This window comes from Nonomuraea sp. B5E05 (assembly GCF_039880665.1).
In the GTDB taxonomy this organism is placed as follows: domain Bacteria; phylum Actinomycetota; class Actinomycetes; order Streptosporangiales; family Streptosporangiaceae; genus Nonomuraea.
On the sequence record NZ_JBDPMJ010000012.1, the window covers coordinates 50,282 to 75,308 of the forward strand.

Consider the following 25,027-nt stretch of genomic DNA (forward strand, 5'->3'; position numbering starts at 1 on the left):
GGATCAGGGGGCGCCGGGGGGCAGGACGGGCACCTCGGGAGGGCCGTGCTCGATGAGCCGGAGCAGGGCGGCGGTGTCGAGGTGCCGCTCGACGAGGTCGCCCAGCGCGTCGAGCCGTTCTTCCCTCAGCCGGGCGAAGTCGGTGCCCGGAGCCGGGACGAACGCCCGCCCCGCGCGTTCGGCCACGTCGGCCAGGAAGGCGCGGCGGAACCCGTCGTTCTCCAGGGCGCCGTGCCAGGTGGTGCCCCAGACGTGCCCGGCCCGGCACCCGTCGAGAAACGGCTCGCCTCCCTCCACGGTCGCCCGGCCGTGATGGATCTCGTACGCGCGTACGGGCTGCCCGTACGCGACGCCCTCCGGCCGCCCGAGCCGCTTCTCCGGCGCGAACTCGACCCGCACCGGCAGCAGCCCCAGCCCTTCGACCCGGCCCGCGCCTGATTCGACCGTGTCGACGATCTCCCGCCCGAGCATCTGGAACCCGCCACAAACACCCAGCACGGGCCCCTCCCTCTCGCTGATCGCCGCCGCCAGGCCGGTGGCGCGCAGCCACGCCAGGTCGTCGACGGTGGCCCGGGATCCGGGCAGCACCACCAGGTCGGCGTCGTCCAGCTCGACCGGGTCGGTCACGAAACGCACCACCACCCCCGGCTCGGCGGCCAGGGCGTCCAGGTCGGTGAAGTTCGAAATCCTGGGCAGCCGTACGACCGCCACCCGCAGGGTCCGCCGGCCGTGCGGCGGGCCGGCGGCGACCCTGCGGCCGTCGAGGGCCAGCGAGTCCTCCACGTCGAGCCAGAGCCCGTCGAGCCAGGGCAGCACGCCGTAGACCGGGCGTCCGGTCAGGCGTCCGAGCATGTCGAGGCCTGGCTGCAGCAGTTCGGGGGCGCCGCGGAACTTGTTCACGACGAATCCGGCGAGGTGGGATTGGTCGGCGGCGTCCAGGAGCCCCACCGTGCCGTAGAACGCGGCGAACACCCCTCCCCTGTCGATGTCGCCGACCACGATCACGGGCAGGTTCGCGGCCCTGGCCAGGCCCATGTTGGCGATGTCGCCGCGGCGCAGGTTGATCTCGGCAGGGCTGCCCGCGCCCTCGCACACCACCACGTCGTACTGCTTCCTGAGCCTGCCCAGGGCCTCCAGCGCCGTGGTGCGGAGCAGGTCCTTGAGCGCGCCGTACTCCATCGCGTCGACGTCGGCGACCGGGTTGCCCATGAGCACGACCTGGCTGCGGCGGTCGCTGCCCGGCTTGAGCAGGACGGGGTTCATGTCCGCGACGGGCTCGACGCCGGCGGCCTGCGCCTGCATGGCCTGTGCCCGGCCGATCTCGGCGCCCTCGGCGGTGACGTACGAGTTGAGCGACATGTTCTGGGCCTTGAAGGGCGCGACGCGGACGCCGCGGCGGGCGAGCCAGCGGCAGATGCCGGCGGTGACGACGCTCTTGCCCGCGTCGGACGTGGTGCCCGCGACCAGCAACGCTCCCTTGACCATGCGAGCACCGTACCGGAGCCGACCGATCACGAAATTCCGCGATATCCCCATTTACGAATGCTGTGACTTCTGCCACTCTGACTAGAACGTCACCCTAGAATGTGATTCTAGAGTTCCTTAGGGAAAGGGTGGGCATGGTCGGTACGTTGGGCTCGCCACGCTCCGGCGCCATCGACGCGCAGGCCCGCGCGCCATTCGGCTGGGCACCGCTGATCGTTCTGTTCATCGTCGGACTCGTCGACCGCATCGAGCACAACCTCCTGTCGGGTGTGCTCCCCCTCGTCCAGCGCGAATGGGGCTTCAGCGACACCGCCGCCGGCTCCATCCCGACGGCCGCCGCCCTGGCCGCCGCGATCGTGTCGCTGCCCGCCGGCTACCTGGCCGACCGGTTCAGCCGTACGCGGATCATCACGGTGGTCGTCTTCGTCTGGGCCATCGCCACGCTCGGCTCCGGCCTGGCCACCGGCTTCGTCATCTTCTACCTGATGCGGGTGCTCCTGGCCGCGGCCGAGAACATCGACAACCCGGCCGCGGGCAGCCTGCTCGCCGACTACTACCCGCCGGTCAGCCGCGCCAAGGCGTACGGGCTGACCCGCGTCACCACCTACCTCGGCGGCATCGGCACGCTGCTCGGCGGCGTGCTGGCCGAGATGTTCTCGTGGCGCACGGCGTTCCTCGTCATGGTCGTCCCCGGTGTCCTCACGGCACTGCTGGTCTGGTTCCTGCGCGAGCCGCGCCGCGGCGAGCTGGACCGGCTGGTGGCCCAGGGCGAGGCCGCCCCCGCCACACCCGCGGCGGAACCGAAGCCGCCGTTCTGGCGGCAGTTCAGGCAGGTGCTGGCCATCCCCACGCTGATCTTCGTCTGCGTCGGGCTGTCCTTCCTCACCCTCGGCCTGGCCGGCATCTTCTACTGGCTGCCCACGCTCATGGTGCGCGGCTTCGACGTCGGCGTGGGCACCGCCGGCTCGCTGAGCGGCCTGATCACGGTCGTGGGCACGCTGACGGGCACCCTGGTGGGCTCGTGGCTGGGCCGCAAGTGGCACGGCAGCCGCAAGGGAGGCCGGCTGCTCGCGGGCGGCGGCGGCATCACCGCGGGCTCACTGGTGCTGGCGCTCGCGCTGTCGATGGACTCGATCGGCGCGCTGACGGCGCTCGTGCTGCTGGCCTGCTCCCTGATGTCGATCGCGATCCCCAACATGATGGCGTGCGTGGCCGACGTGGTGCCGGCCGCCGCGCGGGGTCTCGGCTTCGCGGTGCTGCAACTGCTCATCACGGCGGGCGGCGCCTTCGGCTCGCTCATCGTCGGCATCGCCTCGGACCGGCTCGGCTCGCTGGTGTCCGGCATGTACCTGCTGGTGATCCCGATGGTGCTGGGCGGCCTGCTCACGCTCGGGGCACGGGCGTCGTTCGAGCGAGACGCGCGCCGGGTCCTGGAGGACGCCGCCCGCCGGCCCTAGGCTGGACGGATGCCGTCCGACCTGCCCATCTGCCGCACCTGCGGCGTCCAATACGGCGAGCCGCGCACCGACTGCCCGATCTGCGACGACGAACGCCAGTACGTGGGGTGGGACGGCCAGCAGTGGACGACCCTGGCCGGGCTGGCGGACGAGGGCCATCGCGGGCGTGTGGCGGAGGAGGGCCCCGGCGTGGTGGGCATCGGCACCGCCCCGCCCACAGCCATCGGCCAGCGCGCCCTCCTCGTCCGCACACCGGCGGGCAACGTCATGTGGGACATGGTCTCCTACCTGGACGACCAGCTGATCGCCGAGGTCAGAGAGCTGGGCGGGCTGACGGCCATCGCGATCAGCCATCCCCACTTCTACGGCTCCATGATCGAATGGTCGCGGGCCTTCGGCGACGTCCCGATCTACATCCACGCCGCCGACCGTCAGTGGGTGGCCCGCCCCGACGACGCCGTGGTCCTCTGGGAGGGCGACACCCACCAGATCGCCGACGACCTGACGCTGATCAACGCGGGAGTGCACTTCGCGGGCGGCCAGGTGCTGCACTGGGCGGGCGGCGACGGCGCCCTGCTCTCTGGCGACATCGTCCAGGTCGTCCAGGACCGTCGCTGGGTGAGCTTCATGTACAGCTATCCCAACTACATCCCCGAACGCCCGCACACCGTGCGCCGCGCCCTGTCGCTCCTGGAGCCGTACGCGTTCGACCGGGTCTACGGCGGCTGGTGGAACCGTGTCGTCCACACGGACGGCGCGGCGGCCGTGCGCCGCTCGGCCGAGCGTTATCTCCGCTTCGCCGGGGAACGCTGAGCGCCTCAGCCCTGCGGCGGCCTGCGCTGCTGCTCCTGCGAGCCCGGCTGCGCCTGCCCCTGCTCCTGCCCCTGCTGGGTGCGCCGCTGCTCCTCCTCCGAGCCCGCGGCGCCTCCGCCGCCGTAGCGCTGCTGCACCGTGTCGGCTCCCTTGCTGATCTGGTCGTCGTACTTGTGCCCGGTGCGCTCCTTGGCGTACTGCTCGGCGCGGTCGAGCACCTGGTCGGCCTGCTTGGAGTGCCCTCTGGCCAGGTTCTCCGCCTTCTTCAGCCATTCTCCGATGCGGCTCATGACCGTTTCCCCGTTTCTTCAGGCTACGGTCGCCCCCTACCCGGACCTAAACGCATGATGTTCTCCCAGGTCATCGGGTTTGCCGCCGCCGTCCCCGTCAGTCGAACAGCGGCCGGTTGGCCACGCTCCAGGCGATCCTGCGGCCCACCTCGTCGAGGCGTCCCTCCTCGACCCACCGGGCCTGCGGCTGGTGCCCCGCTTCCGCCATCGTGCGGACGAGGGCGGCCACGCCCCGCTGGACGTCGATCACCCTGTCGGCCAGGCCGGCGGCGCCGGCGAGACCGTAGGCGGCGGCGAACGCCTCCATCCGGTGGCGGCGGTCGGGCGGCTCGGGGTAACGCAGCCAGCGCAGGCACTCGGCGTCGTCGTGGAAGGGCGCGAGGTATTCCAGGGCGTAGGCGACGTCGTGCAGGCGCTCCGCCGGCCAGGCGTAGTCCCAGTCGGGACCTCGCGTCCCTGCTCGTCGATCCCGAGCACCCACGACCCGAAGGGGAACCCGACACCCTCCAGATGCCGCAGCAGCGCGTGGACCGCCGGCGTCCAGGGCTGGACCGGCCTGCGCACGGTGTCGCCCACCCGCACCACCCGGCGATGCGGCGTGTCCTGCAGCACGATCTCCTCGGCCATGGGAACGCGGGCTCCTCTCCTCGGTGGTCCGGGTCCTCACGATGCCATGCCGGTCGCGGGGCCGCCGTCACGACCGGAACGCGGGCAGGTCCAGGCCACGCGGGTGCGGCAGGCCTCCCCTCCGCAGGTCCTTCAGACGTTCCCGCAGCTCGCCGAGGTCCGGCGGCGGGCTCGTCACGAAGGACGCGGTCCGCCTGCCGCCCTCGCGCGTGCCGGCGACCATGACGTCGTCGCCCGCCTGCAGGTCGGACACGGACGCGTCGTCCTTCCCATCCGCGCGCACCTCGGTGTCGCCGTCGAGCACCCAGGTCCAGCTGGTGCCGTCGGCGCTCCTGACCGTCATCGACGTGCCAGAAACCTCGGCGATCCGGCCCCGCTGGTGGGTGCGCACCGTCGTCCGGCCGTCGTCGTCGCGCGTCACGGTCTCGCCGTACAGCACCTCGCCCCGTTGCGGCGGGCCCGCGGAGAAGGCCGGGGACGGCGTGACGCCCGGCGTCGCGGCGTACGCCGCGCTGCCGAGCCCTGCCACGAGTACGGCCGCCGTCGCGACGGCCACCAGATGTTTCATGTGATTCCTCCCTGTCGGTCGCCAGGCAGTCTCCGGCGGCGCCGCTAACACGGGCGTAACACCGCGCGCGTTATGCCCGTGTTATCGGGTCGCCGCCAGGGTGGAGAGGCAGAGGCGACGCGCGGCGGAGGTGGCGATGCGGGTGCTCGTCGTGGAGGACCAGGCGGATCTGGTGGAGATCCTGCTCGAAGGGCTCCGGGCCGAGGGCATGGCGGTGGACGCGGCGTTCGGCGGGGCGAGCGCGCTGGAGCAGCTCGCGGTCAACCGGTACGACGTCGTCGTGCTGGATCGCGACCTGCCGGACGTGCACGGCGACCAGGTGTGCACGGAGCTGGTGGCGGGCGGCGCCCACCCGCGGGTGCTCATGCTCACCGCGGCGGGCACGCTTGACGACCGGGTCGAGGGGCTCGGCCTGGGCGCCGACGACTACCTGGCCAAGCCGTTCGCCTTCGCCGAGTTGGTGGCGCGGATCCGCGCGCTGGCGCGGCGGTCCAACCCGGCGCTCCCGCCCGTGCTCGCGCACGGCGACCTCACCGTGGACACCGCGCGCCGCGTGGCCACCCGCGCCCGGCGGACCCTGGACCTGACGCTCAAGGAGTTCGGCGTGCTGGAGGTGCTGCTGGGCGCGCGCGGAGCCGTCGTCACCAGCGAGGAGCTGCTGGAACGGGTCTGGGACGCCCACGCCGACCCGTTCACCAACACCGTCAGGGTCACGATGATGCGCCTGCGCCGCAAGCTCGGCGAGCCGGGCGTCATCGACACCGTGCCCGGCGCGGGCTACCGGATCGGCCGGCCATGACGGCGGCGGGGTCGATCGCCCGGCTGCGTCCCGCCGCCACCATCCGGCTGCGCCTGACCGTGCTGTACGGCGGGCTCTTCGTGGCGGTCGGCGTGCTGCTTCTCACGATCACGTACGGGCTGTTCGCGCGGCAGTTGCAGGCGCGCGGCCGGGGCGTCCCCCGGCCGGATCCGCCCGTCCTGAGCCCTCACCCGAACGATCCAGGATCCATCCGTGAACGGATCGTCGAGGCGCTCGCCCAGCAGCGGGCCGAGGCGCTCAGCGAGCTGCTCACGCAGTCCGTGCTCGCTCTCGCGCTCGTGTCGATCGTCGCGACGGTGCTCGGGTGGGTGATGGCGGGACGGGTGCTGGGCCCGCTGCGCGACATCACCGCGGCCGCGCGGCGGTTGTCGACGCACAACCTCGACGAGCGCATCAACCTGCGCGGCCCGCGCGACGAGCTGAAAGAGCTCGCCGACACGATCGACGCCATGCTCGGCAGGCTGGCCGCGGCGTTCGAGGCGCAGCGCCGCTTCGTCGCCAACGCCTCGCACGAACTTCGGACCCCGCTCACCGTGCAGCGCGCCGCCGTCGACGTCGCGCTCGCGCGCCCTTCGCTGGAGTCGCTGCTGACCATGGCCCGGCGGATCCGCGCCGCGACCCGGCGCCACGAGCATCTCATCACCAGCCTGCTCACCCTCGCCCGCAGCGAGCGCGGGATCGAGCGCTACCAGCCCGTCGACCTCGCGGCGGCCGTACGGGACGCCCTCGCGGCGGCGGCGGGCGACATCGAGCTCAGGGGCCTGCGGCTCGCGCACGCGCTCGCCCCCGCTCCCCTGTCAGGCGATCCCGTGCTGCTGGAACGGCTGGCGGGCAACCTCGTCGAGAACGCGGTCCGGCACAACGCCGAAGGCGGCTGGATCGACGTGCGCACGGAGGCCGGGCCCGGCTCGGTGACGCTGCACGTCGCCAACGGCGGCGCGCGCGTCGCCCCCGAGGCGGTGGCCGCGCTCTTCGAGCCGTTCCGCAGGCACGCCCCCGACCGGGCCGGCGGGGCAGGACAGGGACACGGGCTCGGCCTGTCCATCGTCGCCGCGATCACCCACGCCCACCTGGGCCGCTACGCCGCCAGGGCCCGGGAGGGAGGCGGCCTCGAGGTGTCGGTCACCCTGCCGCGGGCCGCCCACGCCCCCGTGCCGGCTGCGGAGGACGAGCGTGCCGCCCCTACCATTCGCGCATGACCACGTACGACTTCACGCTCACCGCCGAGGGCCCGTTCGACTTCGGCGCGTCGCTGCGCTTCGTCGAGGAGTGGCCGGCGACCAGCGCGCTGCCGTCCGACGGCCGCTCGCTGCGCTTCGCCTACAACGCGGAGGCCGACTGGCTGCCGATCGGGGTGACCGCGACGGCCGCGCCCGGCGGGGTCACCGTCACCACCACCCGCCCCGCCGGGCCGGACATCCGGGGCGAGGTGGCGCGCATCCTCTCCCTCGACGTCGACGCCTCCGGCTTCGCCAAGCTCGGCGAGGCCGACCCGGTGCTCGGCGACCTGCAGCGGCGCAGCCCGGGCCTGCGGCCGGTGTGTTTCTGGACCCCGTGGGAGGCGGCCTGCTGGGCGGTGATCGTGCAGCGGTCGTCGATGGTCATCGCCTCCCGGCTCAAGCAGCGCATCGCCGAGCGTCACGGCGCCCGGGTCACCGTGGACGGGCGGACGTACGCGGCCTTTCCGCCGCCCGTGTCCCTGCTGGACGCCGGCGGTCTCGGCCTGCCGGGGCAGAAGGAGGAGTGGCTGCGCGGCCTGGCCCGCGTGGCCCTCGACGGCGTGCTCACCACCGAGCACCTGCGCTCGCTCTCCCCCGCCGACGCCCTGGCCGAGCTCCGTGCCCTGCCCGGGGTCGGGCCGTTCTCCGCGGGTCTCATCCTGATCCGCGGGGCCGGCGCGCCCGACGCGTTCCCCGGTGACGAGCCGCGCCTGTTCGCCATCCTGCGGGAGGCGTACGGGCTGCCGGAGGACGCGCCGCCCGCCGCCTACCGGCGGCTGGCCGAGGCGTGGCGGCCGTACCGCTCCTGGGCCTCTTTCCTGTTCCGGGCGTCCACGTACGGGGTGGCGGACGACCGGCCTGCGCAGTAATCGATTTCCCGCGCGCTCGTGGTGACCGCCTGACCCGCCCTGGTCGTCCCTGTGACCGGCTACGCGAGGAGCCGGTCGGCCCGGTCCAGCAGGGCACGGCGTTCGGCTTCGCCGTCGGCGAGCGCGGCGGCCCGCCGGAACAGGGCCGCGGCCCGGTCCCTGCCGCCGTCGCGGGCGATGAGGTCGGCCTCGGCTGCGAGCGCGGGCGGGTAGCCGTCGAGCGCGCCACCGGCGCGGGCCGCGGCCAGCAGTTCCAGGCCCGCCGCCGGACCGTACGCGTACCCGTGAGCCACGGCCCGGTTCAGCTGGATCACCGGGGAGGGCTGGATCCGGGCGAGCGCGTCGTAGCAAGCCGCGATGGCCGTCCAATCGGTGGCGTCGGCGAACGCCGCGGTGGCGTGGCAGGCCGCGATCCTGGCCTGCAGCACGTACGGGCCGTCCGGTCCCGCCGCGGGACCGCCCAGGCGCACCCCCGCACTGTCCTCCCCCGCCCCGGCGCCGCCGCGCCGCGCCTGAGCTCTGTCCTGCCGTGTCCTTGCCAGGGCGGCCAGGCCCTCGGCGATCGCGGAGTGGTCCCAGCGGGAGCGGTCCTGCCGGTCGAGGGTGAGCAGGTCGCCGTCGCCGTCGCGGCGGGCATCGCGCCTGGAGTGCTGGAACAGGAACAGGGCCAGCAGCCCGGAGATCTCCGGCTCATCCGGCATGAGCCGTTCGAGCAGCCGGGCCAGCCGGATCGCCTCGTCCGCGAAGGCGGGCTCGCCCTCCGCGTCGTAACCGCGCGTGAACAGCAGATAGAGCACGGCGAGGACGCCGGGCAACCGTTCGGCGAGCGCCGGACCGGCCGGCACCCGGTACGGGATGCCCGCATCGGCGATCTTCGTCTTGGCCCTGGTCAGGCGACGGGTCATGGTGGACTCGCTGACCAGGAAGGCCCGCGCGATGTCGGCGGTCGGCACCCCGCAGACCGTGCGCAACGTCAACGCCACGCGGCCCTCCAGGGGAAGCGCGGGGTGGCAGCACGTGAAGATCAGGCGCAACCGGTCGTCCACGACCTGCTCCTTCCCTGTGCCGGGGCCGGGGCCGGTGAGCGCGAGCACCGCCACCTCCTCGAGCTTGCGGCGCTCGGTCGACGCCCGTCGCAGGGCGTCGACCGCGCGGTTGCGAGCCACCGTCATGAGCCATCCGCCCGGGTTGGCGGGCACGCCGTCCGCGGGCCAGCGTTCGAGGGCGAGCGCCAGCGCCTCCTGCGCGCAGTCCTCGGCCAGCGTCCAGTCCCCGGTGACGCGGATCAGGGCGGCGACGATCCGCGCGAAGCTGTCCCTGCCCGCGACGGCGACGGCGCCCGCCGCATCGCCACCCGCCCGCGCCGGGCCGGCGCCCGTCCGCACCGCGCCTCCGCCAGTTACCGCAGCGCCGTCGCCGGCCGGGTCCGCGTCAGTCACGCGGCGGGCCGTCCGGGCCGGTGAACGGACGCAGCTCGAGCCGTCCCGCCCGCGCCATGGGGTGGGTCCGCGCGACCTCGATCGCCTCGTCCAGGTCGGCGCATTCGAGGAGGTCGTATCCCACGATCACCTCTTTGGTCTCGGTGAACGGCCCGTCGGAGACCAGCAGTTCTCCGTTGCGCACGCGTACGGTCGTGGCCGCGGACGTGGGTGCCAGCGCGTCGCCGTCGAGGCGCCGGCCGCGAGCGTCGTTCTCCGCCACCCACGCCTCGATGTCCGGCATCTCCGACTTATCGGTGTCCGGTGCTGTGTCGCTGCAGACGAACATCATGTACTTCATCTCTACGCTCCTTTGTGTCGTGTTCTCAGCAGGGTGACGAACGGGCGACGCCGATCCGGACATCGGGCCGCGAAGATCTCCGCCGCGGCCCGTATGATCCGGTGAAACGCGCGGGAGAAAGGCACGGTGATGATCGACGAGCGAACACCTCCGGGTGCTCCCCGCGGTCGGCCGCCTGACCAGGGCCGCGGCCGGTGACACGCGGCCGGTTCGCCACCCACGATTTCGAGCTCCGCGACGACGTCGTGGTCAAACGCTACCGGTCGTGGGAGCGGCAGGAGCACCGGCGGGAGTGGGAGGCGCTGACCGTGCTGGGCGCGTACGCGCCCGGCCTGGCCCCGGCGCCGGTCGAGGCCGCCCTGGACGCGATGCCCCCGAGCGTGACGATGTCCCGGCTGCCGGGCATCCCGCTGCGCGGCGAGCGTACGACGGACGAGCAGATCGAAGCGCCGGCCGACGCCCTCGGCCGGTTACGCGAGGCGGTGCCCGCCGGAGTCGTGTCGTCCATGCGACCGGCCGTGTGGTCCCCGGCCACGGCCGTGGCGAAGGCTCGGGCCTGGGCCGCCGGGCGGCAGCCCGGTCCCGGGGACGACCCCGTCGTGCGGAGGGCGCACGCGCAGGGGATGTCATGGCTGGCGGGCCCGGACCCTGACGAGCTGCTCGCCGACCCGTTCCCTCCGGTCCTCGGGCAGGGAGACGGCAATCGCGCCAACTACCTGTGGGACGCCCACGACCGCCGGATCCGGCTGCTGGACTGGGAGGACTCCGGCCGCAGCGACCGCGCGTTCGAGCTGGGCGACCTCCTTGAGCACGTCTCGCGGCTCGACGGCGACCTCGACGCGGCGCGGCTGCTGGACCACATCGGGCTCACGCGGGCGGAGCGCTCCCGTGTGCTGGGTTTCCGGCGGCTGATCGCGTTCGTCTGGTTCTCCACGCTCGGGCCCGAGGGACCGTTCGCCGCGCGCAACCCGGCCGGAACGTGGGAGCGGCAGGCGGGGCGGGTGCTGGAGCTGCTCGCCTGACCGGCACGCCCTGATCATCACAGGGGCGCCGGCCGCGGTCGGCGTCTCACCGCCAGATGCCCGGCCGCCCCGAAGCTGCCGTCACGGGGTGGGGCCGCCCGCCGACCGCGTCCATGGGACGGGCGCCTGCGCGAGCAGGTACGCCTCCAACGCCCACCGCGCGTCGGCCAGCGCGGAGTGCCGCTCGATGCCCTGCGGCGGTTCGGCGCCCACCGCGGCCAGCAGCCGGTCGGCATCCCAGGGAGCGCGCGTCACCTCCAGCGGTGGCCCCGCGAGCTCCGCCACCAGCCCCGCCGCCGGTCTCCCGAGCCGTTCAGCGGCGGCCGCCAGCGCCGCATGCCAGCCGTGAATGAATCCGCGGACATGAACCTCTGCGCAAATGACATGGTAGTGATAGGAAGGTCGCAGATCGTATTCACATAAAAGCGCCCTGAGGAACATGTCGTCAAACCCGGGAACGATGCCCACGATATGTCTGCCCTGCAGCAACGCGGCGATCTCAGTCGCCGCCTCCCGCCGGGAGGTCCGCCGCCATGATCCGCCGGTCCCCAAGGTGGCGGCGCCCCACTCCCGCAGGCGGGGATGGTGCCGGCGCGAGAAGTTGCTCATAGCCAGGAACTCCGGGTCGGCGACCGCCTCCGGCCAGAACTCCCAGACCCGCTCCAGCCTCGCCCCTTCGTGGGGAATGACGATGGCGTACTCCCACAAGGTGTCGGGTTTCTTCGCCAAGAAGGGATCACGGCCGGTTGTCTCACCATCGACACCCGCAATTCCCTCGAACCCTTCGAAGGAGGGATCAAAAGCCATCTGTTCTCTCCTTCATAGCGATCTTATGAATTTCCTCGACCAGCCGGCGCGTCGTCACCCGGTCCGAGCCCTCGCCGAACGCGGCGTTCACCGCTGACAGCGCTCGTTCCCGCCGTTCGACCAACGAGGTGACCGTGTCGGCCTCCAGCCCGGTGCCGCCCTGCCGGATGCTCTCGATCGCGAGCCGGAGCACCTGGAAGCTCGACGCGCGCAACATCAGCAGGGCGGAGGTGGCCACGCGCAGGAGATCCGGCCGGTCACGACCCGTCCTGACCACATTGCGGATCAGCTGGTACGCCTGGTCCAACCCGCTCCACCACTCCAGCCCCACCTGCCACGCCCGAGCCACGCGCGGGTCGGCGTAGTCCCAGGAATAGGACATCATGGTGGGATCCATCGTGGTCAGCATCGGTGCGAGGCGGCGACTGCGCGCCATGGGCGAGTCGACCTGAATCCGCAGTTTTCCGAACGGCGCGCCCGCGTGCCGCCACAACCCGCTGGAGAGCATCAGGTCAACGCTTTCCGCCAGTTCCTCCAGCGTGACGAGAGGGTCGAAGAGGATCAGCCCGATCTCCACATCGAAACCGCGACGGACCAGGCGCCGCACCGCGCTGATCGAATGGTCGGCGGTGGCCCGCTTGCCGAAACGCCGGATCTGTGACCTGGACAACGTCTCCACACCCAGGTACACCTGGCGAAGACCCGAGTCGTACAAGTCTGCCAGTTCCGCCTCCGAGGTCGTCATCCCCTGTCGATCCCCCTGGCGTCCCATCAGGGTGTCCACCCGCATCGAGACCGTGTAGGTGAACGGTCCGTGATCCCGTACGAGTGCGGCGATCCCGGCACCGGGCTGGAAGTCCTCGTCGGTGAAGGTGAAGCGGCGCACCCCCATCGCTGCCAGCGCCGACAGGTCGGCGGCGATCCGTTCCCGCGCGGTGGCGCTCCACTGGTCGGCCCGTCCCGGCGGCCGCGTGCAGAAGGTGCACCGGCCGAACTGGCAGCCGCGGCTGGCCTCGACCCGGCGGAAATAGTCGCCGTCCACCCGCAACGGAGGCGGGTACACCGGCTGGCCGTCCGACCGGGCGGGGGTGCGCACGAGTTCTCCGCACTCCATGAACACAACGTCGGCGAGCCGATGCCGCGGTTGCCCGGACAGGTAGGCACGGAGCGCGTTCTCGCCCCAGCCACGGATGATCAGTACGTCCGGGTCGACGCCGAGGAAACGTTCCGGAAGGTGGGTCGGCAGGGCATGCCCCAGCAGGACCTCGGGGTGGCCCCGCGCCGACCGTAGCGCACGCAGCCGTTCGATGATCTCCAGTGCCGTGTCGTACGTGCCCTGGGGTACGGACAGGCCGACCAGTTTGTGCCGTTCGCGGCGGACAAAGGCCACCAAGTCGCTCACCGCCCGTGGGTCGGTCACCGGGTTGACCGTACGGACCTCGACCTCCGTCATATCCTGGACCGCGGACGCCAGCGTGGCCACGGAGAGGGGCTCGGCATCGGCAGGCTGTAGTGAGCTGTACAGCTGAACGAGCAGGAGCCTTCGGGACGAGGCGGTCACGAGCGTGCCTTGTTCAGCGAGATGTGCGGTTTGTTCATATGGCAGCTGAACAGGCAGCCAGGGCAACGATCCTGTTTGATCTCCTCACGAACCGCCCGCATCTCGGGAGATCGCCAGATCCGCACCAGGTCGAACCCCGGCTGCGCGAGCGAGGCCACGGCCGGCATGGACCAGCAGGGACGCAGATTGAGGTCCTGGTCGATCACGACGTCGGTGTAGGCCACCGTGCATCGTTCCGGATGGAAGGTTCGGTCGCGGAAGAAGCGGGGAATCTGCTGGAGGAAGTCCGGCCGGCTGTTGATGGGGAGCGTGCCGTCCTGTGCGCCGCGGACGAGTTCGGCGATGATTCCGTCCAGCCGGGCCAGATCGGGCTCGGCCGGCCACAGATGGGTCAGGATATGGTCGTCGAGGCCGGTACCGGCGAAGTGGACTGGCTGATACTGCACAGCGATCCCCAGCCGGCGGGCGTAGTCGGCGAGGGGGATCAGGTCGTCGAGGTTGGCCCTGGTGATGGTGACGTAGAGCGCCACCCGCGGCCTGGTCCGCTCGTCACCGGCAAGGCTCTCGATGGTCCGGCGCACGCGAGCGACCTTCAGCCCTCGGATGGCCATGAGCCGGTCAGGAACCAGGCTGTCGATGGAGATGCCGACCTTCGTGATCCCCAGGCCGACGAGGGCTCCCACGTGGTCCCGAGTGATCAGGGAGCCGTTGGAGATCACCCGGATCTCGAATCCGCACTCGAGCGCCGCTTCCAGCACGGCGGGGAGGTCACGGCGTAAGAACGGCTCTCCGCCGCTGACCACCAGATCGCCGACGCCCAGGCGGCGTAACTCTCCGAACAGGTAAGCCAGCTGCTCCAGCGGCGGGTCGAGCCGCGGATCACGGGGCGCGGTCCAGTCGGCGCAATATCCGCAACCGGCGTTGCACCGTTTGACGACGTTGACGTAGGCGGTGCGTGGTGGCAGCAGAGGTTCGCCGCGGCTGAAGGACTCCAGCAAGAGGTCCGCATCCGGTGGAGTCATGACCACCTCCCGGGGTGTCAGCCGGGGTTCACGTCGACCATCGTGGACTGCTCGGGGTAGAAGGCCGGCGTGGTCGCCGTCACGTATTTCAGGTTGCCCTCGATGTACCAGCGTTTGCCGGCCAGCACGGTGGCGACGTCCTGGGCGCCGAGCTTGAACTCCTCACCCTCGATCCAGATCGTGCCGGCGCCGTCGATGATGTAGATGGCGAACGTGCAGTCCTCTTCCAGAAAAGCTTTGCCCGGCTCGCCGGGACGGCGGCCGTTGACCTCCATATAGGACATCCGAAGCGCATGGGACTGGTTTGGATACTCGTAGATGACGCCCTTTTCATCGGGACGCACCACGAACGCGTCGCTTCTTGAGTATTTCGGCGATTCCACGGGAATACCCTCCATTGATGTGAAGAGCGCGTAGCCGTCGATGCCCGGCGACCGAACCGTATCATCCACCGGGGCCGCCAAGAAGAGACAACGACCGCAGAACCCGCTCCACGCACGTGGTCGCCGGGCTCGTCGATCGGATCACGGTGATCGTGTTCGCCGACGTGTCGAAGCGGAGGTGCTCGATTGCACCATCCTGGCTCAGTGGATCGGTTTCGGCGGATCGAAGATGATAATACAGCATACGATCACCCTGGTTTTCCGGCCCTGGCACGCCAAGCCGACGACGTGTCCGGAACGCGATGTCAGAGACTTTCGCCTGACACTCCACGACAACGGCGACGAGCCTCGAACGTTCTGCGAGACGATATGCGGCCGCCCGATATGCCGATCGGAGAAAAGCGGCGTCCAGCACCGCACCAGACTCCGTCACCCCGCGTAAGAGCCGCTCGTAAACCTCGTCCCGCATTTCCGGCCGGTAGAGCTCGCCCGAGGCGAGCCCCATCGCGGCCCGCAGATCGTGGCTGGCGTGCAGCGGCAGATCGAGCTGCCTGGCAAGCGCTCGCGCCGTCGTGGTCTTGCCCGTCGCCTGCTGACCGGACATGAGGACGAGAAGGTCGCCCGGCATCAGTGTTCCGAAAGGTCGAGCAGCTCGAGCATCTGCTCGACTCCCTCCTTCGCGCCGCCGTCCGGTCTGGCGCCGAGCTTGGCGAGATCGAGGGCACGTTTGCGATGCCGCTGCAACTCGGCCCCGAACCCGTCGAGCAGTTCGCCGGCTTGCCCGCGGGTCAGGTCAGGGCTGGTCGCCATCGCCGAATAGAGCGCCACCATGTGAGACTTCGCGATCGACCACTGCGGACGGCCCGGTTCGAGGGCGTGCCGGAGCGCCTGTTCCCAGATCGCATAGAACGGCAGCAGCGAGACGTCGTCACGGGAGCGGCTGCCGTTGACGCTGAAGTGCACGAAGTCATGGTCGACGATCCTGGAGAGGCTGCCCGGGAATGAGCCGATGCGCAGTTCCCCGTTCCTGATCCACAGCTCATCAGGACTCAGCTCACCAGACGGCCGATCCATCAAAGCGATATGAACGGATTTAAGCGGCTCGTTCCCACCGCCGAAGTCCTTGGCGAAGGCCAGCACGGGCACCACCGCGTCCTGCAGACCGACCACGGCCTCCAGAGCCGACAACACCGAGTTGCTCACCACGCTCAGGGACTCTCCGACCACCCGCGGCGCGAACGGCTGCAACACCCCCGACAGGGTCTCCGCGATGTTGATCATGGATGAGACGAGGTTCTCCCGCACCACCTTGTAGAGCACGATGCGGATCCGGATCGGGCTTCCCAGGTATGGCAGGGGACCCACCGTGCGGATGTCGCGGATGATCGCGTTGGGCCCCACCTGCATGCCCGCCGACTCGAACAGCGCCGGCCCGACGACGTACGGGATGCTGATGTGTTTACTCCCGTAGACGCAGTCCACAGCGATCAGCACCATCGGGTCGTATCTGGTGAACCATTCGCGGGCCGCCGCGAGTTGCAACTGGTTCACGCGCACCTCGAAATAGCCCTCTCCGGGCCCGAACCACGCCGCCCCCCCACCACCGTCCAGGTTGTGATCGTCCGGGACGGCGGAGTAGGAACGGGTGTCGACGCGTCCGGTCCGGGCCCTGCCCAGCAGATCACCGATGCGCTGCGGCAAGGGGCGCATCATCCCTCGCCTCCGCCCGGTTTGGTGGCCCCGATGATCAGGTTGTTGGCCGTGAAGTGGAAACGCGTCAACTCGGGCCGGCGCTGGTCCCGCGACATGCTGGTCTCGGCGAAGCCGGTCAACACGAGGGAGGCCGCCAGCACGGCCTGCACATAGGTCTGGATGGGCCGGTGATAATGGGTGAGCCGGGCGGGCGGATCGAGCCCGACCAGGGTTTTGACGTAGCTGAACTCCTCGACGTAACGGCGCCGTGGCCGGTAGACCGGCTGCCCGTCCTCGCTGCGCCACTCCCCTGTGGCGTCGAAGAACGTGGGGTGGACGACAGAGAAGACGAGCCGGCCGCCCGGTTTGAGAACCCGTGCCGCCTCCGATATGGCGTGGCCTATGTCGTCGACGTCCATCAGCACCATGTTGCAGACGATCAGTTCGAAGGTGCCGGAATCGTAGGGCAGCTTCCCGCAGATGTCGCCTTGGCGGAAGATGACGGGCAGGTCTGCGGAGAGGGCTCGCGCGATCCGCAGCATCTCCCCCGCGCCGTCGATGGCCTCCACAGCGGCTCCCGTCCGCGCGAGGTGACGGGAGAGATATCCCTCGCCGCAGCCCAGGTCGAGAACCCGCTTGCCGGCCGGATCGCCGGCCATGTCGAGGACCGCGTCAGTGACGATGTCGGTGAAGGCCCGACCGGAAATGTTCTCTTCGTCGTTCAGCCAGGCGGCATAGCGCTCGGCGATCGAACCCCATTCAAGAATCTCACGTCGAGCCATTCGTTGGTTCCTTCCGCTGCAGTTCTGCCAATCGTGTGACGATTTCGTGCAGAGCGGGCACCACCGCCTCGTAGTGCGCCGCGAGCTCTTTCCTTCCCAGGTCGCGGAAGACCCCGTGCGCCGCCTCCGCGTACGCCAGCCCGCTCTGCAGGTGGGCGAGCCCTTCCGCGAGGTGGATGATGGCCGCGCTGTCGGCGAGTTGCCCTTTGGACGTGAGCTGCCCGTACCGCTGCACGAAGCCCTCCAGTTCCGCTATCGACCCGAAAGCGTCGCTTTTCCTGCCCAAGAAGTACAGAGCAGCGGGCCGCCAGCCATAGACCAGCGCCATGGTGCGCCGATCTCCCGCCGACTCCGATATTTCCATTGCCTGGTCGAAGTAACGTTGCGCGTCCTCCCACCGCCCCTGCCGGGCGTTGAAGGCGCCCATCCACCACAGCGTGCCCGCTTTGCGCCAGCGTTCTCCGATGCTCTCGATGAATTCGAGGTCCTCCTCGAAGTACTGCTGCGCGGCGGCGTCGCGCCGGATGGCGGCCGCGGCCGCCCGGCAGAACAGGAACGTCTCATACAGCTGAGGAGGGATCCGGTCCAGGTGCTCGAACATCTCGAGCACGAGCGTCAGCTGCTCACGCATGGCGTCGGCGTCGAACCGGTCCATGTAGGCCAGAGCCGCGTCCAGCGCCACCTTCGCGACCGCCTCCCAGTCGCCGGTCTTCCTTCCCGACGCTGCGATGCTCTGGGCGATCTCGAACAGTTCGGCCCAGAGCCCGTGCACCCATACGAATGAGCTGTACTCGACGCACAGCTTGACGTAATCCTGGTCAGCCCCTTCGGCGTCCTCGTCGGCTCTCTCGGTCTGCAGGGCTCGGATCAGGGCCCGGATGTTGTGAACCTCTTGCCAGAACGGCTCCGTCTCTGGTGTGGAATCCTGTTTGGGGTTGTACTTCTTGAGAAACCGGAGGTAGTAAGCCACCTGCCGCGTTCGCGGCTCAGCCAGCTCGTCCATGTCGCCGACGAGTTTCAGGATGAGCCGCTTGATCACGGGCAGCATGCGCAGCCGCTCGCCCGTCTGCTCCAGCAGATTCATCCCGAGCAGCGTCGCGATGCACTCGTCGCGCACGTGCGGCGAGTCGAGCGCGGCAACCTCGCCGAAGGCCTCCCTCGACATGGACCCGGCGAACACCGACGCGCTTATGAGGCTCTGATACGCGTCGTGGTTACGCATCCGCAGCGACTCCACCGAGGTGCCGAAACAGTACGCGGCCAGGTCGTCGGCCCCGCTCGCCAGCTTGGCCAGCACGGAGCCAGGAGCATGCCCGGCGGCCAGGTGGCCCACCACCCACTTGATGATGAGCGGGAGCGCGTTGCTCGCCGCCGCCAACCGCTCGTTCTGATCGCGGCTCTGCTGGATCCCTCTCCTGCTCAGCTCCAGCTCCAGCAACCTGATCGCCTCGGACTCCCCCATCGGTCCGAGCCGGATGTGATCGGAGCACTCGACGAACTCGCGTGACGTCAGCAGCACCCGTGTCGGGGCGGGCAACTCGCTGACGAACTCGAGCACCCGGTGGTCGTCCACCGTCTCGAAATTGTCGATGACGATGAGCACGGGCTGGTCGACCATCGCCAGCCGGAGCCTTTCGACCTGTTCGGGCACCGGGAGCCGCAGCAGCTCCGAACGTCCCATCGTCAAGGCCGTGCTCTGGAGCACGTCTTCCAGCGCGTTGACGTGCGAGTGAGGCTGAACGCCCGCTCTGGTGAGCACCTGCGTCTGCGCGCTCACCCAGATCACGGTGTCGAACGCGGGCTTGGGCGCCTCGATCACGCGGTGCACGATTTCCAACGCGAGCGTGCTCTTGCCCGAACCGGCCGGTCCGAACACCCCGATGACCGGGCAACTGGAGTCCGGCGGAAGCAGGTTGCTCAGCTGGCGTAGCTCCCGGTCACGGCCCACGAAGGTGGCGTAGTCGCGCTGCCGCAGGTTGTGCCGGACGCGCGGAGCCTGGGAGGCGACCTGATCCTGCGGCCCGGTCTCGGGCGCCGGCGTGTGCTCGGCCGCCCCCGACAGCAGGAGGTTCGCCACGCCGAACCACGGGCGGGTGAAGCCGAACTCGCGTCCCAGCCCTCTCCTGGCCAGTTGGACGGCGTACTCGATGGTGGCGCCCGTCCTCGTCAGCTCACGGTAGAACTCGTTGGAGAAGGCCACGGCCACCTCGTTGGAGATCGGGGCGCTCATCCCAACGACGCGGAGTGGCCCTTTGGCCGCCATGGCGTCCGTGATACTCACGCGCTGTTCACCATCGGATGCTTCGCCGCGAGGGCGGGCCGCGCTGTCACACGTGTGCAGCAGCACCAGTTCGGGCTGCCAGCGGTCGAAAACCGTGGCCAGCTGGTCCGCGGCGTGCCAGTGGGTGCTGTCGCCCCGGTGTGACAGGGCGATCTCGCCCTGTCCATCGCGGACGCGCCCGTGAGCGATGAGATGCAGGATGTGCGGCCGGTCTCTGACCAGCGCCTGGTCGAGGTCCCGCAGCTCGCAGTCCTCCAGCAGTTCCAGGACGTCGAAGTGCCTGGTGCTGAGCAGCTCATGGATCGCGCCGGCCTGGATCGGCCCCTCCTGCTGGGATCCGGACGCGACCAGGATCTTGGGCCGGTCGGGCAACTGGTCCGGGGGCCTTCCGCCCACGGCCCGCGCGACGTGCCGGGCGAGGACGAAGTCAGCGTGCGTGGCGAGCCAGCGGTCGCGGAAACGCAGGAATTCCCAAGGAAGCGGCGCCAAGGTCGCGTCCAGCCGCAGCCGAACCCGCAACACTGAAGGATTCCGCCTGGCGAGCTGCCACGCGGTGGCGAAATGCTCCGCCACCCGCCCGGGGAACGCCAGCCGCTCCATCGCGTCGCCCAAACGTTTGGGCGAGCCGCCGGCAGTGAACACGTTCGCGGCCAAGGGCCCGATCGCGAGCAGGTCGGCATCCACCCACTGACCGCTCGCCTCGTGCCCGTCGGCGGATCGAGAGTGCACGCCGTGGACCGCGTCGAGCCGGAGTTCGAACTCACTGAACCGCTGGGCCATCTCACCTCCCGAGAATGACCCGTTCAATCCCGCCAGAATGACATCGGCACGAATCGTTAAAGCGTAACCACGTGCGCTGCTTCACGTGCGATGACCTGGAAAAGTCATCCGGCAGGGCGGTGAAACCAGGAACTCATGGGGCATAGCCCAGGCGAGGAGGACAACATCAAGCACCCGGTGCCGCATCTCCCGGAAAGCATCGATTAACTATAATGTTGTTATATGTCCGATGCAATACGCGATCGATTCCTTCGGCACCCTCTTACCGTTGTCATTTTCTCCTGGCCCCGTCAGGGATTTCTCCCGCAAGGTCAGCCCAGGCTCGGATGAGCCCGGGTGGGGCGGCGCTCACCCGGGCGTTCCCACCCGCTCGGTCCCCTCAGAGAGCGGTCAGGCCGACACCCATCAGGACGAGGCTCGTCACGCTCGCCACCGCGCGGAACGTGTTCCACGCCGTCCACCTGCCCGCGTAGTCCTTCCAGGGCATGGTCCCCGCGTCCAAGGCGTTGTTCATCGGTACGTTGATCGCCACCGTGACGAGGAACGAACCGGCGAAGTTCACCGCGGCGGCGGCGAAGAACCAGAGGGCCGCAGGGGCGTCCGCGAGCAACCCGGCCACCAGTGCCGCCGGCGGCGATCCCAGGAACACGAGGTAGAGCCAGGGGTTGAGGATCTTACGGTTGATGCTGCGCATGGCCGCCTCCGCCTGGGCGGGGTCGATGGCGCGCAGGCCCGGCATGACGGACATGGAGAAGGTGTAGAACAGGCCCGCGAGGGCGCCGTGCAGCGCGAGTGTGACAAGGGACAGAGCCAACATGTCCTCATAGTGACGCCCGCGGCATGAGACGGTCCATGCATCGGGCACTCGATCGCATACGCGAGCGTCCACGGCGTCACGGCCGCGACCACCGTCCCCGCCGCCGCGGGCTCCGCCCGGTCGGCGCAGCGAGCCGGACCGGTCAGCGCAGCGGGTCGAACTCGTGCAGGACGGCGGGCTGCTTGCCGGTCGTGATCTGCTCGGCCAGCAGCCGGCCCGTGATCGGGCCGTGGGTCAGGCCCCACATGCCGTGCCCGCCGGCGACGTAGATCCCCGGCCGGGCGGTCGCGCCGACGAGCGGGCGCCCGTCGGGGGTGACCGGCCGCGGGCCCACCCAGACGTCGGTGCGTTCGTCCCAGCGCACGCCGTCCAGCAGCGGGCGGGCGGAGGCGATGATCGCCTCCATCCTGGCGGGGACGCCCGGGGCGTCAGGGTCGCGGAACTCCATGGTTCCCGCCACGCGCAGCGCCCCCTGGTACGGCGTGCACGCCACCCGCACGTCGGGCAGGTAGATCGGGCCGGGCACCGGGCGGTCGACCGGCACGGTGAAGGAGTAGCCCCGGCCGGCCTGCACGGGGACGCGGACGCCCCACTGTGAGGCCAGGCGTGGCAACCATGCGCCGGTGGCCACCACCACCGCGTCGGCCGACACGGACGTGCCCTGGCGAGAGCTGACGGTGATCTTGTCGTTCTCGTCGCGCACGTCGGCGACCTCGAAGGCGTACACGGTGGCGCCGCGGGCCATGACCGCCGTGCCCAGGGCGTGGACGAAGCCGCCGGGGTCGACGTAGCGCTGCCCGTCGATCCGCACACCCGCCTGCAGGGCCGCGGAGGCGAGCGGCACGTGCTCGGCGAGGCGCGCGCCCTCCAGGACGGCGTGGTCGACGGGTTGTCCCGCGTCGGCCATCCGGCGCAGCTCCCGCAGCAGGGTCTCGGCCTGTTGCGGGGTGCGGAAGGCCGCGGTGATGGGCGCGTCGACGACGGGGGCGTCCACGCCGTTGGCGGTGAGCACCTCGTACGCCTCGATGCACTCCTCGTTCAGCGGCAGGTTGGCGCGCACGGCCCGCGTCCACGACGACCACCGGGAGTTGGCGGCGAACCGGAGCAGGAACGCCCACAACTTCGGATCGACGGTGGCGGGGACGTGCAGCGGCGCCGACGGGTTCACCAGCGATTTGAGGCCGTAACGCAGGACGGAGGGCTCGTTCAGCGGGATGGCCAGGCCGGGCGCGACCCATCCCGCGTTGCCCCAGGACGCCCCGGCCGCCACGCCGCCGCGATCGACCACGTGGACCTCGACGCCGCGTTCCTGAAGGAACCACGCGGTCGACAGGCCGACGATGCCGGCGCCCACCACGATCGCCGATCGCGGCGGGTTGGTGATGCGCTCGTTGCCGGTCATGGCATGCCTCCGTACTGGACAAATGACGCTCTTTCCCCCAGGATCGCGCGCGCGAGACCGTCCAGCGTTGTGCGGAGCCGACAATCGCGGCGGCCGGATTGTCCGGTCGTCACAACGGCCGGTCGTCCTCCAGGGCGGCCAGCGTGATGACCATGGCCAGCCGCTGGCGGGCGTCGTCCAGGTCGAGCGGGGTGATCTGAGCGATCTTGCGGAGCCGGTTGCGTACGGTGTTGGGGTGCACGCCGAGCCGTTCAGCGGCGACGGCGGGGTCGCCCTGGGCCTCCAGCCACGCCCGCAGCGTGGCCATGTAGTGGGTGCCGTGGCGGGCGTCGTGCCGGCGCAGCGCGCCGACCGGCCCGCGGGCGGGGGTGCGGCCGGTGCGCGCGGCGGCCCGCAGCCGCCGCAGCAGGATGTCGTCCCAGGACTCGTCGTACGCCGGCGGCGCGGCCTGAAGGGCGCCCGTCTCGTGCAGCGCCAGGCACTCGTCGGCCTCCTGACGGCTGGCCGGCAGCTCCGCCGCCCTGGCCGGCGCCCCGATCCCGGCGAGGAGTCTCACCTGCGCGGGCAGGGCGGACCCCAGCGCGGACACCCAGGCGCGCGCCGCGTCGGCCTCCTCCCCGGGCAGGACCGTGTAGAGCGTGTTGCCCAGCAGCGTGCTGCGCCCGGGCCGCGACCAGCCGAAGCCGGTGGTGGCCCGTTCGAAGGCCAGCAGCAGCGCGGCGTGCCGCTCGTTCTCGGCGTGCGCGCGGACGGCGATGACGCGCAGCGTCTCGCCGGCCAGCCCCAGCTGGCTGAGCACCGTCGCGGCGTCGGCGCTGCCCTCCAGCAGCCGGATGGCCAGGTCGGACTCCACCTGCCGCTCCAGGTCGGCGCTCGCCCGCTGGCGCAGCAGGTGCAGCGCCACCGTGCGCGCCCCGTCGGTCAGGGCGCCGAGCCGCGCCCCGGTCAGCGGGCTGCCGCAGGTCACCCAGACCGAGCCGAGCACCTCGCGGCCCGCCCGCACGGCCACCGCCATCCGCCCGGTCAGCCCGTGCTCCGGGTCCTGCTCGACGAACACCGGCTCGTCGGACGCGGCCAGCCGGTCGAACACCCCCCGGGACCTGAACAGCTCCCGCAGCCGGTCGGGAACCTGCCGCACCAGGATCGTCTCCAGCCGGGCCGGGTCGCCCGCCTGCTGGGAGCGTGAGTACGCCAGCACCCGCGACAGCCGGTCCTCGATGGTGACCGCGCCGCCGACCACGTCGGCCAGGCTGTCGGCCAGCGCGAACAGGTCGGTCGGCCCGCGACCCGCCTCCGTCTCCCGCCCTTCCAGGACGAGCCCGTAGACCACACCGGCGAGCTGGCTCCACGACACGGCGGGGTCGACCAGCATCACCGCCACGCCCTCGCTCTCGCCGGCCGAGGACGCCTCGCGGGCGGCTTCGGCGCCGGCGCGCACCATCACCACCGTGGCCCGCGCCGACACCGCCCACCGGACCGCCTCGGCCGCCGACGGGGCGCCGACCGCCAGCAGCACGTCACCCTGGAGGCGCTCGTCGGCAGGGTCCGGCATCGCCACGCTGCGCAGCTGGACCGAGCGCGTCTCGGGCCGCCCGCACAGCCGCACCCCGTATCCGCCCAGCACGTTGACCAGGCGATCGAGTCGGATCACGGGCTTACCCTGCCCCGGCGATCAGCGGCCACGCGCGGCGATGCCGGCGGCCAGCGCGGGCTGCAGGCACAGCCGCATCAGGCCGCGTACGGTGGCGTGCTGCGGCTCGGGCGGCGTGCTGACCGGCATGCGCAGGACGGTGTCCAGGCGGTTGAGCAGCTGCGCCTGCAGGGCGCCGCCCCCGGTCACCGTCAGGCCGTGGGCGCGCGCGGCGGCGCGAAGCCGGGCGGGCAGGCGGCGCAGCAGCGCGGCCGTCATGTCGACGACGCCGTCCAGCACGTACGGCAGCAGGCCCGCGCTGGTCGTGGCGCCCAGCTGGACGGCCACGGCGTCGCTGATGGCGCCGTCGCGGATGGCAACGGCCTCGACGATGCCCGCGCCCACGTCGAGCAGCAGGAACGGCCGCGAGCCCGTGACGTCGAGGCCGACGCCGACGGCGGCGGCCAGGGGCTCCTCCACCAGCGTCACCCCGCACCCGGCGGCCTCGGACACCGCGGTGCGCACCGCCCTCCGGTCGCTGGGCGACGCGGCCACGGGCACGCCGACCAGCACCTGCTCCATGGAGCGGTCGCCCGCCGTCTGGACGTCCCGCAGCACGAGGCGTACGAGGCGCAGGCACGCGCCCGGGTCGGCGATCATCCCGTGCCGGATCGGGCGTACCGGCTCGGCGACATCGGCGACGGGCGGGGAGGCGACGACGGCCGACGGGCGGTCGGCGATGGCGACCCCGCTCGACGTCAGCGCTCTGGTGCGCGCGGTGCCCAGATCGAGCGCCACCCGTCCGTGGCGGGCGTGCTGGAGGGTACGGGCTGATGCGAGCTCGGCCATGGCGGTGTTCGGCTCCTTGCTTGACGCGAGAAGGGAGGAATGAGGGGGTGTCCCGCATGGGGGACGGTCGC

General features: G+C 71.0%; 24 protein-coding genes. 6 read left to right on the plus strand and 18 right to left on the minus strand.

The genetic code is table 11. From position 1 onward, the window contains the following. Positions 1-3: 3 nt before the first annotated feature. Positions 4-1,485, minus strand: a complete 1,482-nt coding sequence (locus ABGB01_RS22990; protein ID WP_347775593.1) for a cobyric acid synthase — start codon at positions 1,483-1,485, stop codon at positions 4-6. A gap of 134 nt (positions 1,486-1,619) precedes the next feature. On the opposite strand from ABGB01_RS22990, the gene ABGB01_RS22995 reads away from it, so the two are divergent. Further along, the gene (locus ABGB01_RS22995) at positions 1,620-2,942 is read left to right on the plus strand and encodes an MFS transporter (RefSeq protein WP_347775594.1); all 1,323 of its coding nucleotides are present in this window, start codon (positions 1,620-1,622) and stop codon (positions 2,940-2,942) included. A 9-nt stretch (positions 2,943-2,951) separates the two neighbouring features. Then, positions 2,952-3,755 (plus strand): MBL fold metallo-hydrolase, encoded by an 804-nt coding sequence (locus tag ABGB01_RS23000; RefSeq protein WP_347775595.1) that lies wholly within the window; start codon positions 2,952-2,954, stop codon positions 3,753-3,755. A gap of 5 nt (positions 3,756-3,760) precedes the next feature. On the opposite strand, the gene ABGB01_RS23005 is transcribed toward ABGB01_RS23000, so the two are convergent. The 3 genes from ABGB01_RS23005 to ABGB01_RS23015 form a co-directional block, all read right to left on the minus strand. After that, positions 3,761-4,045: an antitoxin gene (locus tag ABGB01_RS23005; RefSeq protein WP_347775596.1), complete on the minus strand. Its 285-nt coding sequence runs from the start codon at positions 4,043-4,045 to the stop codon at positions 3,761-3,763. A gap of 97 nt (positions 4,046-4,142) precedes the next feature. Next, positions 4,143-4,526, minus strand: a complete 384-nt coding sequence (locus ABGB01_RS23010; RefSeq protein ID WP_347775597.1) for a hypothetical protein — start codon at positions 4,524-4,526, stop codon at positions 4,143-4,145. A gap of 213 nt (positions 4,527-4,739) precedes the next feature. After that, on the minus strand, positions 4,740-5,240 hold the full coding sequence (locus ABGB01_RS23015; protein ID WP_347775598.1) for a DUF5666 domain-containing protein: 501 nt from the start codon (positions 5,238-5,240) through the stop codon (positions 4,740-4,742). 136 nt (positions 5,241-5,376) lie between these two features. On the opposite strand from ABGB01_RS23015, the gene ABGB01_RS23020 reads away from it, so the two are divergent. From ABGB01_RS23020 to ABGB01_RS23030, 3 genes are read left to right on the plus strand one after another with little or no spacing between them, the layout of a single operon-like run. Continuing rightward, entirely contained in the window at positions 5,377-6,039 is a 663-nt protein-coding gene (locus ABGB01_RS23020) for a response regulator transcription factor (protein ID WP_347775599.1), read from the plus strand. Continuing rightward, positions 6,036-7,259: a HAMP domain-containing sensor histidine kinase gene (locus ABGB01_RS23025; RefSeq protein ID WP_347775600.1), complete on the plus strand. Its 1,224-nt coding sequence runs from the start codon at positions 6,036-6,038 to the stop codon at positions 7,257-7,259. Before ABGB01_RS23020 ends, ABGB01_RS23025 begins: the two co-directional genes overlap by 4 nt. Then, complete coding sequence (locus ABGB01_RS23030; protein ID WP_347775601.1) at positions 7,256-8,149, plus strand: hypothetical protein; 894 nt, start codon at positions 7,256-7,258, stop codon at positions 8,147-8,149. The genes ABGB01_RS23025 and ABGB01_RS23030 overlap by 4 nt, the downstream gene beginning before the upstream one ends. 59 nt (positions 8,150-8,208) lie before the next feature. Here ABGB01_RS23030 and ABGB01_RS23035 read toward each other — a convergent pair whose 3' ends face one another. Next, a complete protein-coding gene (locus ABGB01_RS23035) occupies positions 8,209-9,534 on the minus strand; it encodes a DUF6596 domain-containing protein (protein ID WP_347775602.1) in 1,326 nt (441 codons plus the stop codon). A gap of 46 nt (positions 9,535-9,580) precedes the next feature. Next, positions 9,581-9,928, minus strand: a complete 348-nt coding sequence (locus ABGB01_RS23040) for a YciI family protein (RefSeq protein ID WP_347649093.1) — start codon at positions 9,926-9,928, stop codon at positions 9,581-9,583. Between the two features lie 194 nt (positions 9,929-10,122). On the opposite strand from ABGB01_RS23040, the gene ABGB01_RS23045 reads away from it, so the two are divergent. After that, complete coding sequence (locus ABGB01_RS23045) at positions 10,123-10,950, plus strand: aminoglycoside phosphotransferase family protein (protein WP_347775603.1); 828 nt, start codon at positions 10,123-10,125, stop codon at positions 10,948-10,950. 81 nt (positions 10,951-11,031) lie between these two features. Here the strand turns inward: ABGB01_RS23045 and ABGB01_RS23050 are convergent, their stop codons facing one another. The 12 genes from ABGB01_RS23050 to ABGB01_RS23105 all read right to left on the minus strand — a co-directional run bounded on the left by ABGB01_RS23050 (position 11,032) and on the right by ABGB01_RS23105 (position 24,956). Continuing rightward, complete coding sequence (locus tag ABGB01_RS23050) at positions 11,032-11,757, minus strand: hypothetical protein (protein ID WP_347775604.1); 726 nt, start codon at positions 11,755-11,757, stop codon at positions 11,032-11,034. Next, on the minus strand, positions 11,747-13,318 hold the full coding sequence (locus ABGB01_RS23055) for a radical SAM protein (RefSeq protein WP_347775605.1): 1,572 nt from the start codon (positions 13,316-13,318) through the stop codon (positions 11,747-11,749). Before ABGB01_RS23055 ends, ABGB01_RS23050 begins: the two co-directional genes overlap by 11 nt. Continuing rightward, complete coding sequence (locus tag ABGB01_RS23060) at positions 13,315-14,340, minus strand: radical SAM protein (protein WP_347775606.1); 1,026 nt, start codon at positions 14,338-14,340, stop codon at positions 13,315-13,317. Before ABGB01_RS23060 ends, ABGB01_RS23055 begins: the two co-directional genes overlap by 4 nt. A 17-nt stretch (positions 14,341-14,357) precedes the next feature. Next, positions 14,358-14,792 carry a hypothetical protein gene (locus ABGB01_RS23065; protein ID WP_347775607.1) on the minus strand — a complete coding sequence of 145 codons (435 nt, stop codon included), beginning with the start codon at positions 14,790-14,792 and terminating at the stop codon, positions 14,358-14,360. Further along, the gene (locus tag ABGB01_RS23070; RefSeq protein WP_347775608.1) at positions 14,785-15,351 is read right to left on the minus strand and encodes an AAA family ATPase; all 567 of its coding nucleotides are present in this window, start codon (positions 15,349-15,351) and stop codon (positions 14,785-14,787) included. The genes ABGB01_RS23065 and ABGB01_RS23070 overlap by 8 nt, the downstream gene beginning before the upstream one ends. Beyond that, entirely contained in the window at positions 15,351-16,436 is a 1,086-nt protein-coding gene (locus ABGB01_RS23075; RefSeq protein ID WP_347775609.1) for a hypothetical protein, read from the minus strand. The genes ABGB01_RS23070 and ABGB01_RS23075 overlap by 1 nt, the downstream gene beginning before the upstream one ends. Continuing rightward, positions 16,433-17,197, minus strand: a complete 765-nt coding sequence (locus ABGB01_RS23080; protein WP_347775610.1) for a methyltransferase domain-containing protein — start codon at positions 17,195-17,197, stop codon at positions 16,433-16,435. The genes ABGB01_RS23075 and ABGB01_RS23080 overlap by 4 nt, the downstream gene beginning before the upstream one ends. After that, on the minus strand, positions 17,184-20,258 hold the full coding sequence (locus ABGB01_RS23085) for a CHAT domain-containing protein (protein WP_347775611.1): 3,075 nt from the start codon (positions 20,256-20,258) through the stop codon (positions 17,184-17,186). Before ABGB01_RS23085 ends, ABGB01_RS23080 begins: the two co-directional genes overlap by 14 nt. Before the next feature lie 379 nt (positions 20,259-20,637). After that, entirely contained in the window at positions 20,638-21,075 is a 438-nt protein-coding gene (locus ABGB01_RS23090) for an anthrone oxygenase family protein (RefSeq protein ID WP_347775612.1), read from the minus strand. Positions 21,076-21,217: 142 nt separating this feature from the next. Then, complete coding sequence (locus tag ABGB01_RS23095; RefSeq protein ID WP_347775613.1) at positions 21,218-22,477, minus strand: FAD-dependent oxidoreductase; 1,260 nt, start codon at positions 22,475-22,477, stop codon at positions 21,218-21,220. A gap of 109 nt (positions 22,478-22,586) precedes the next feature. Continuing rightward, complete coding sequence (locus ABGB01_RS23100) at positions 22,587-24,128, minus strand: helix-turn-helix domain-containing protein (RefSeq protein ID WP_347775614.1); 1,542 nt, start codon at positions 24,126-24,128, stop codon at positions 22,587-22,589. 21 nt (positions 24,129-24,149) lie between these two features. Further along, positions 24,150-24,956, minus strand: a complete 807-nt coding sequence (locus ABGB01_RS23105; RefSeq protein WP_347775615.1) for a rod shape-determining protein — start codon at positions 24,954-24,956, stop codon at positions 24,150-24,152. Positions 24,957-25,027 lie beyond the last annotated feature (71 nt).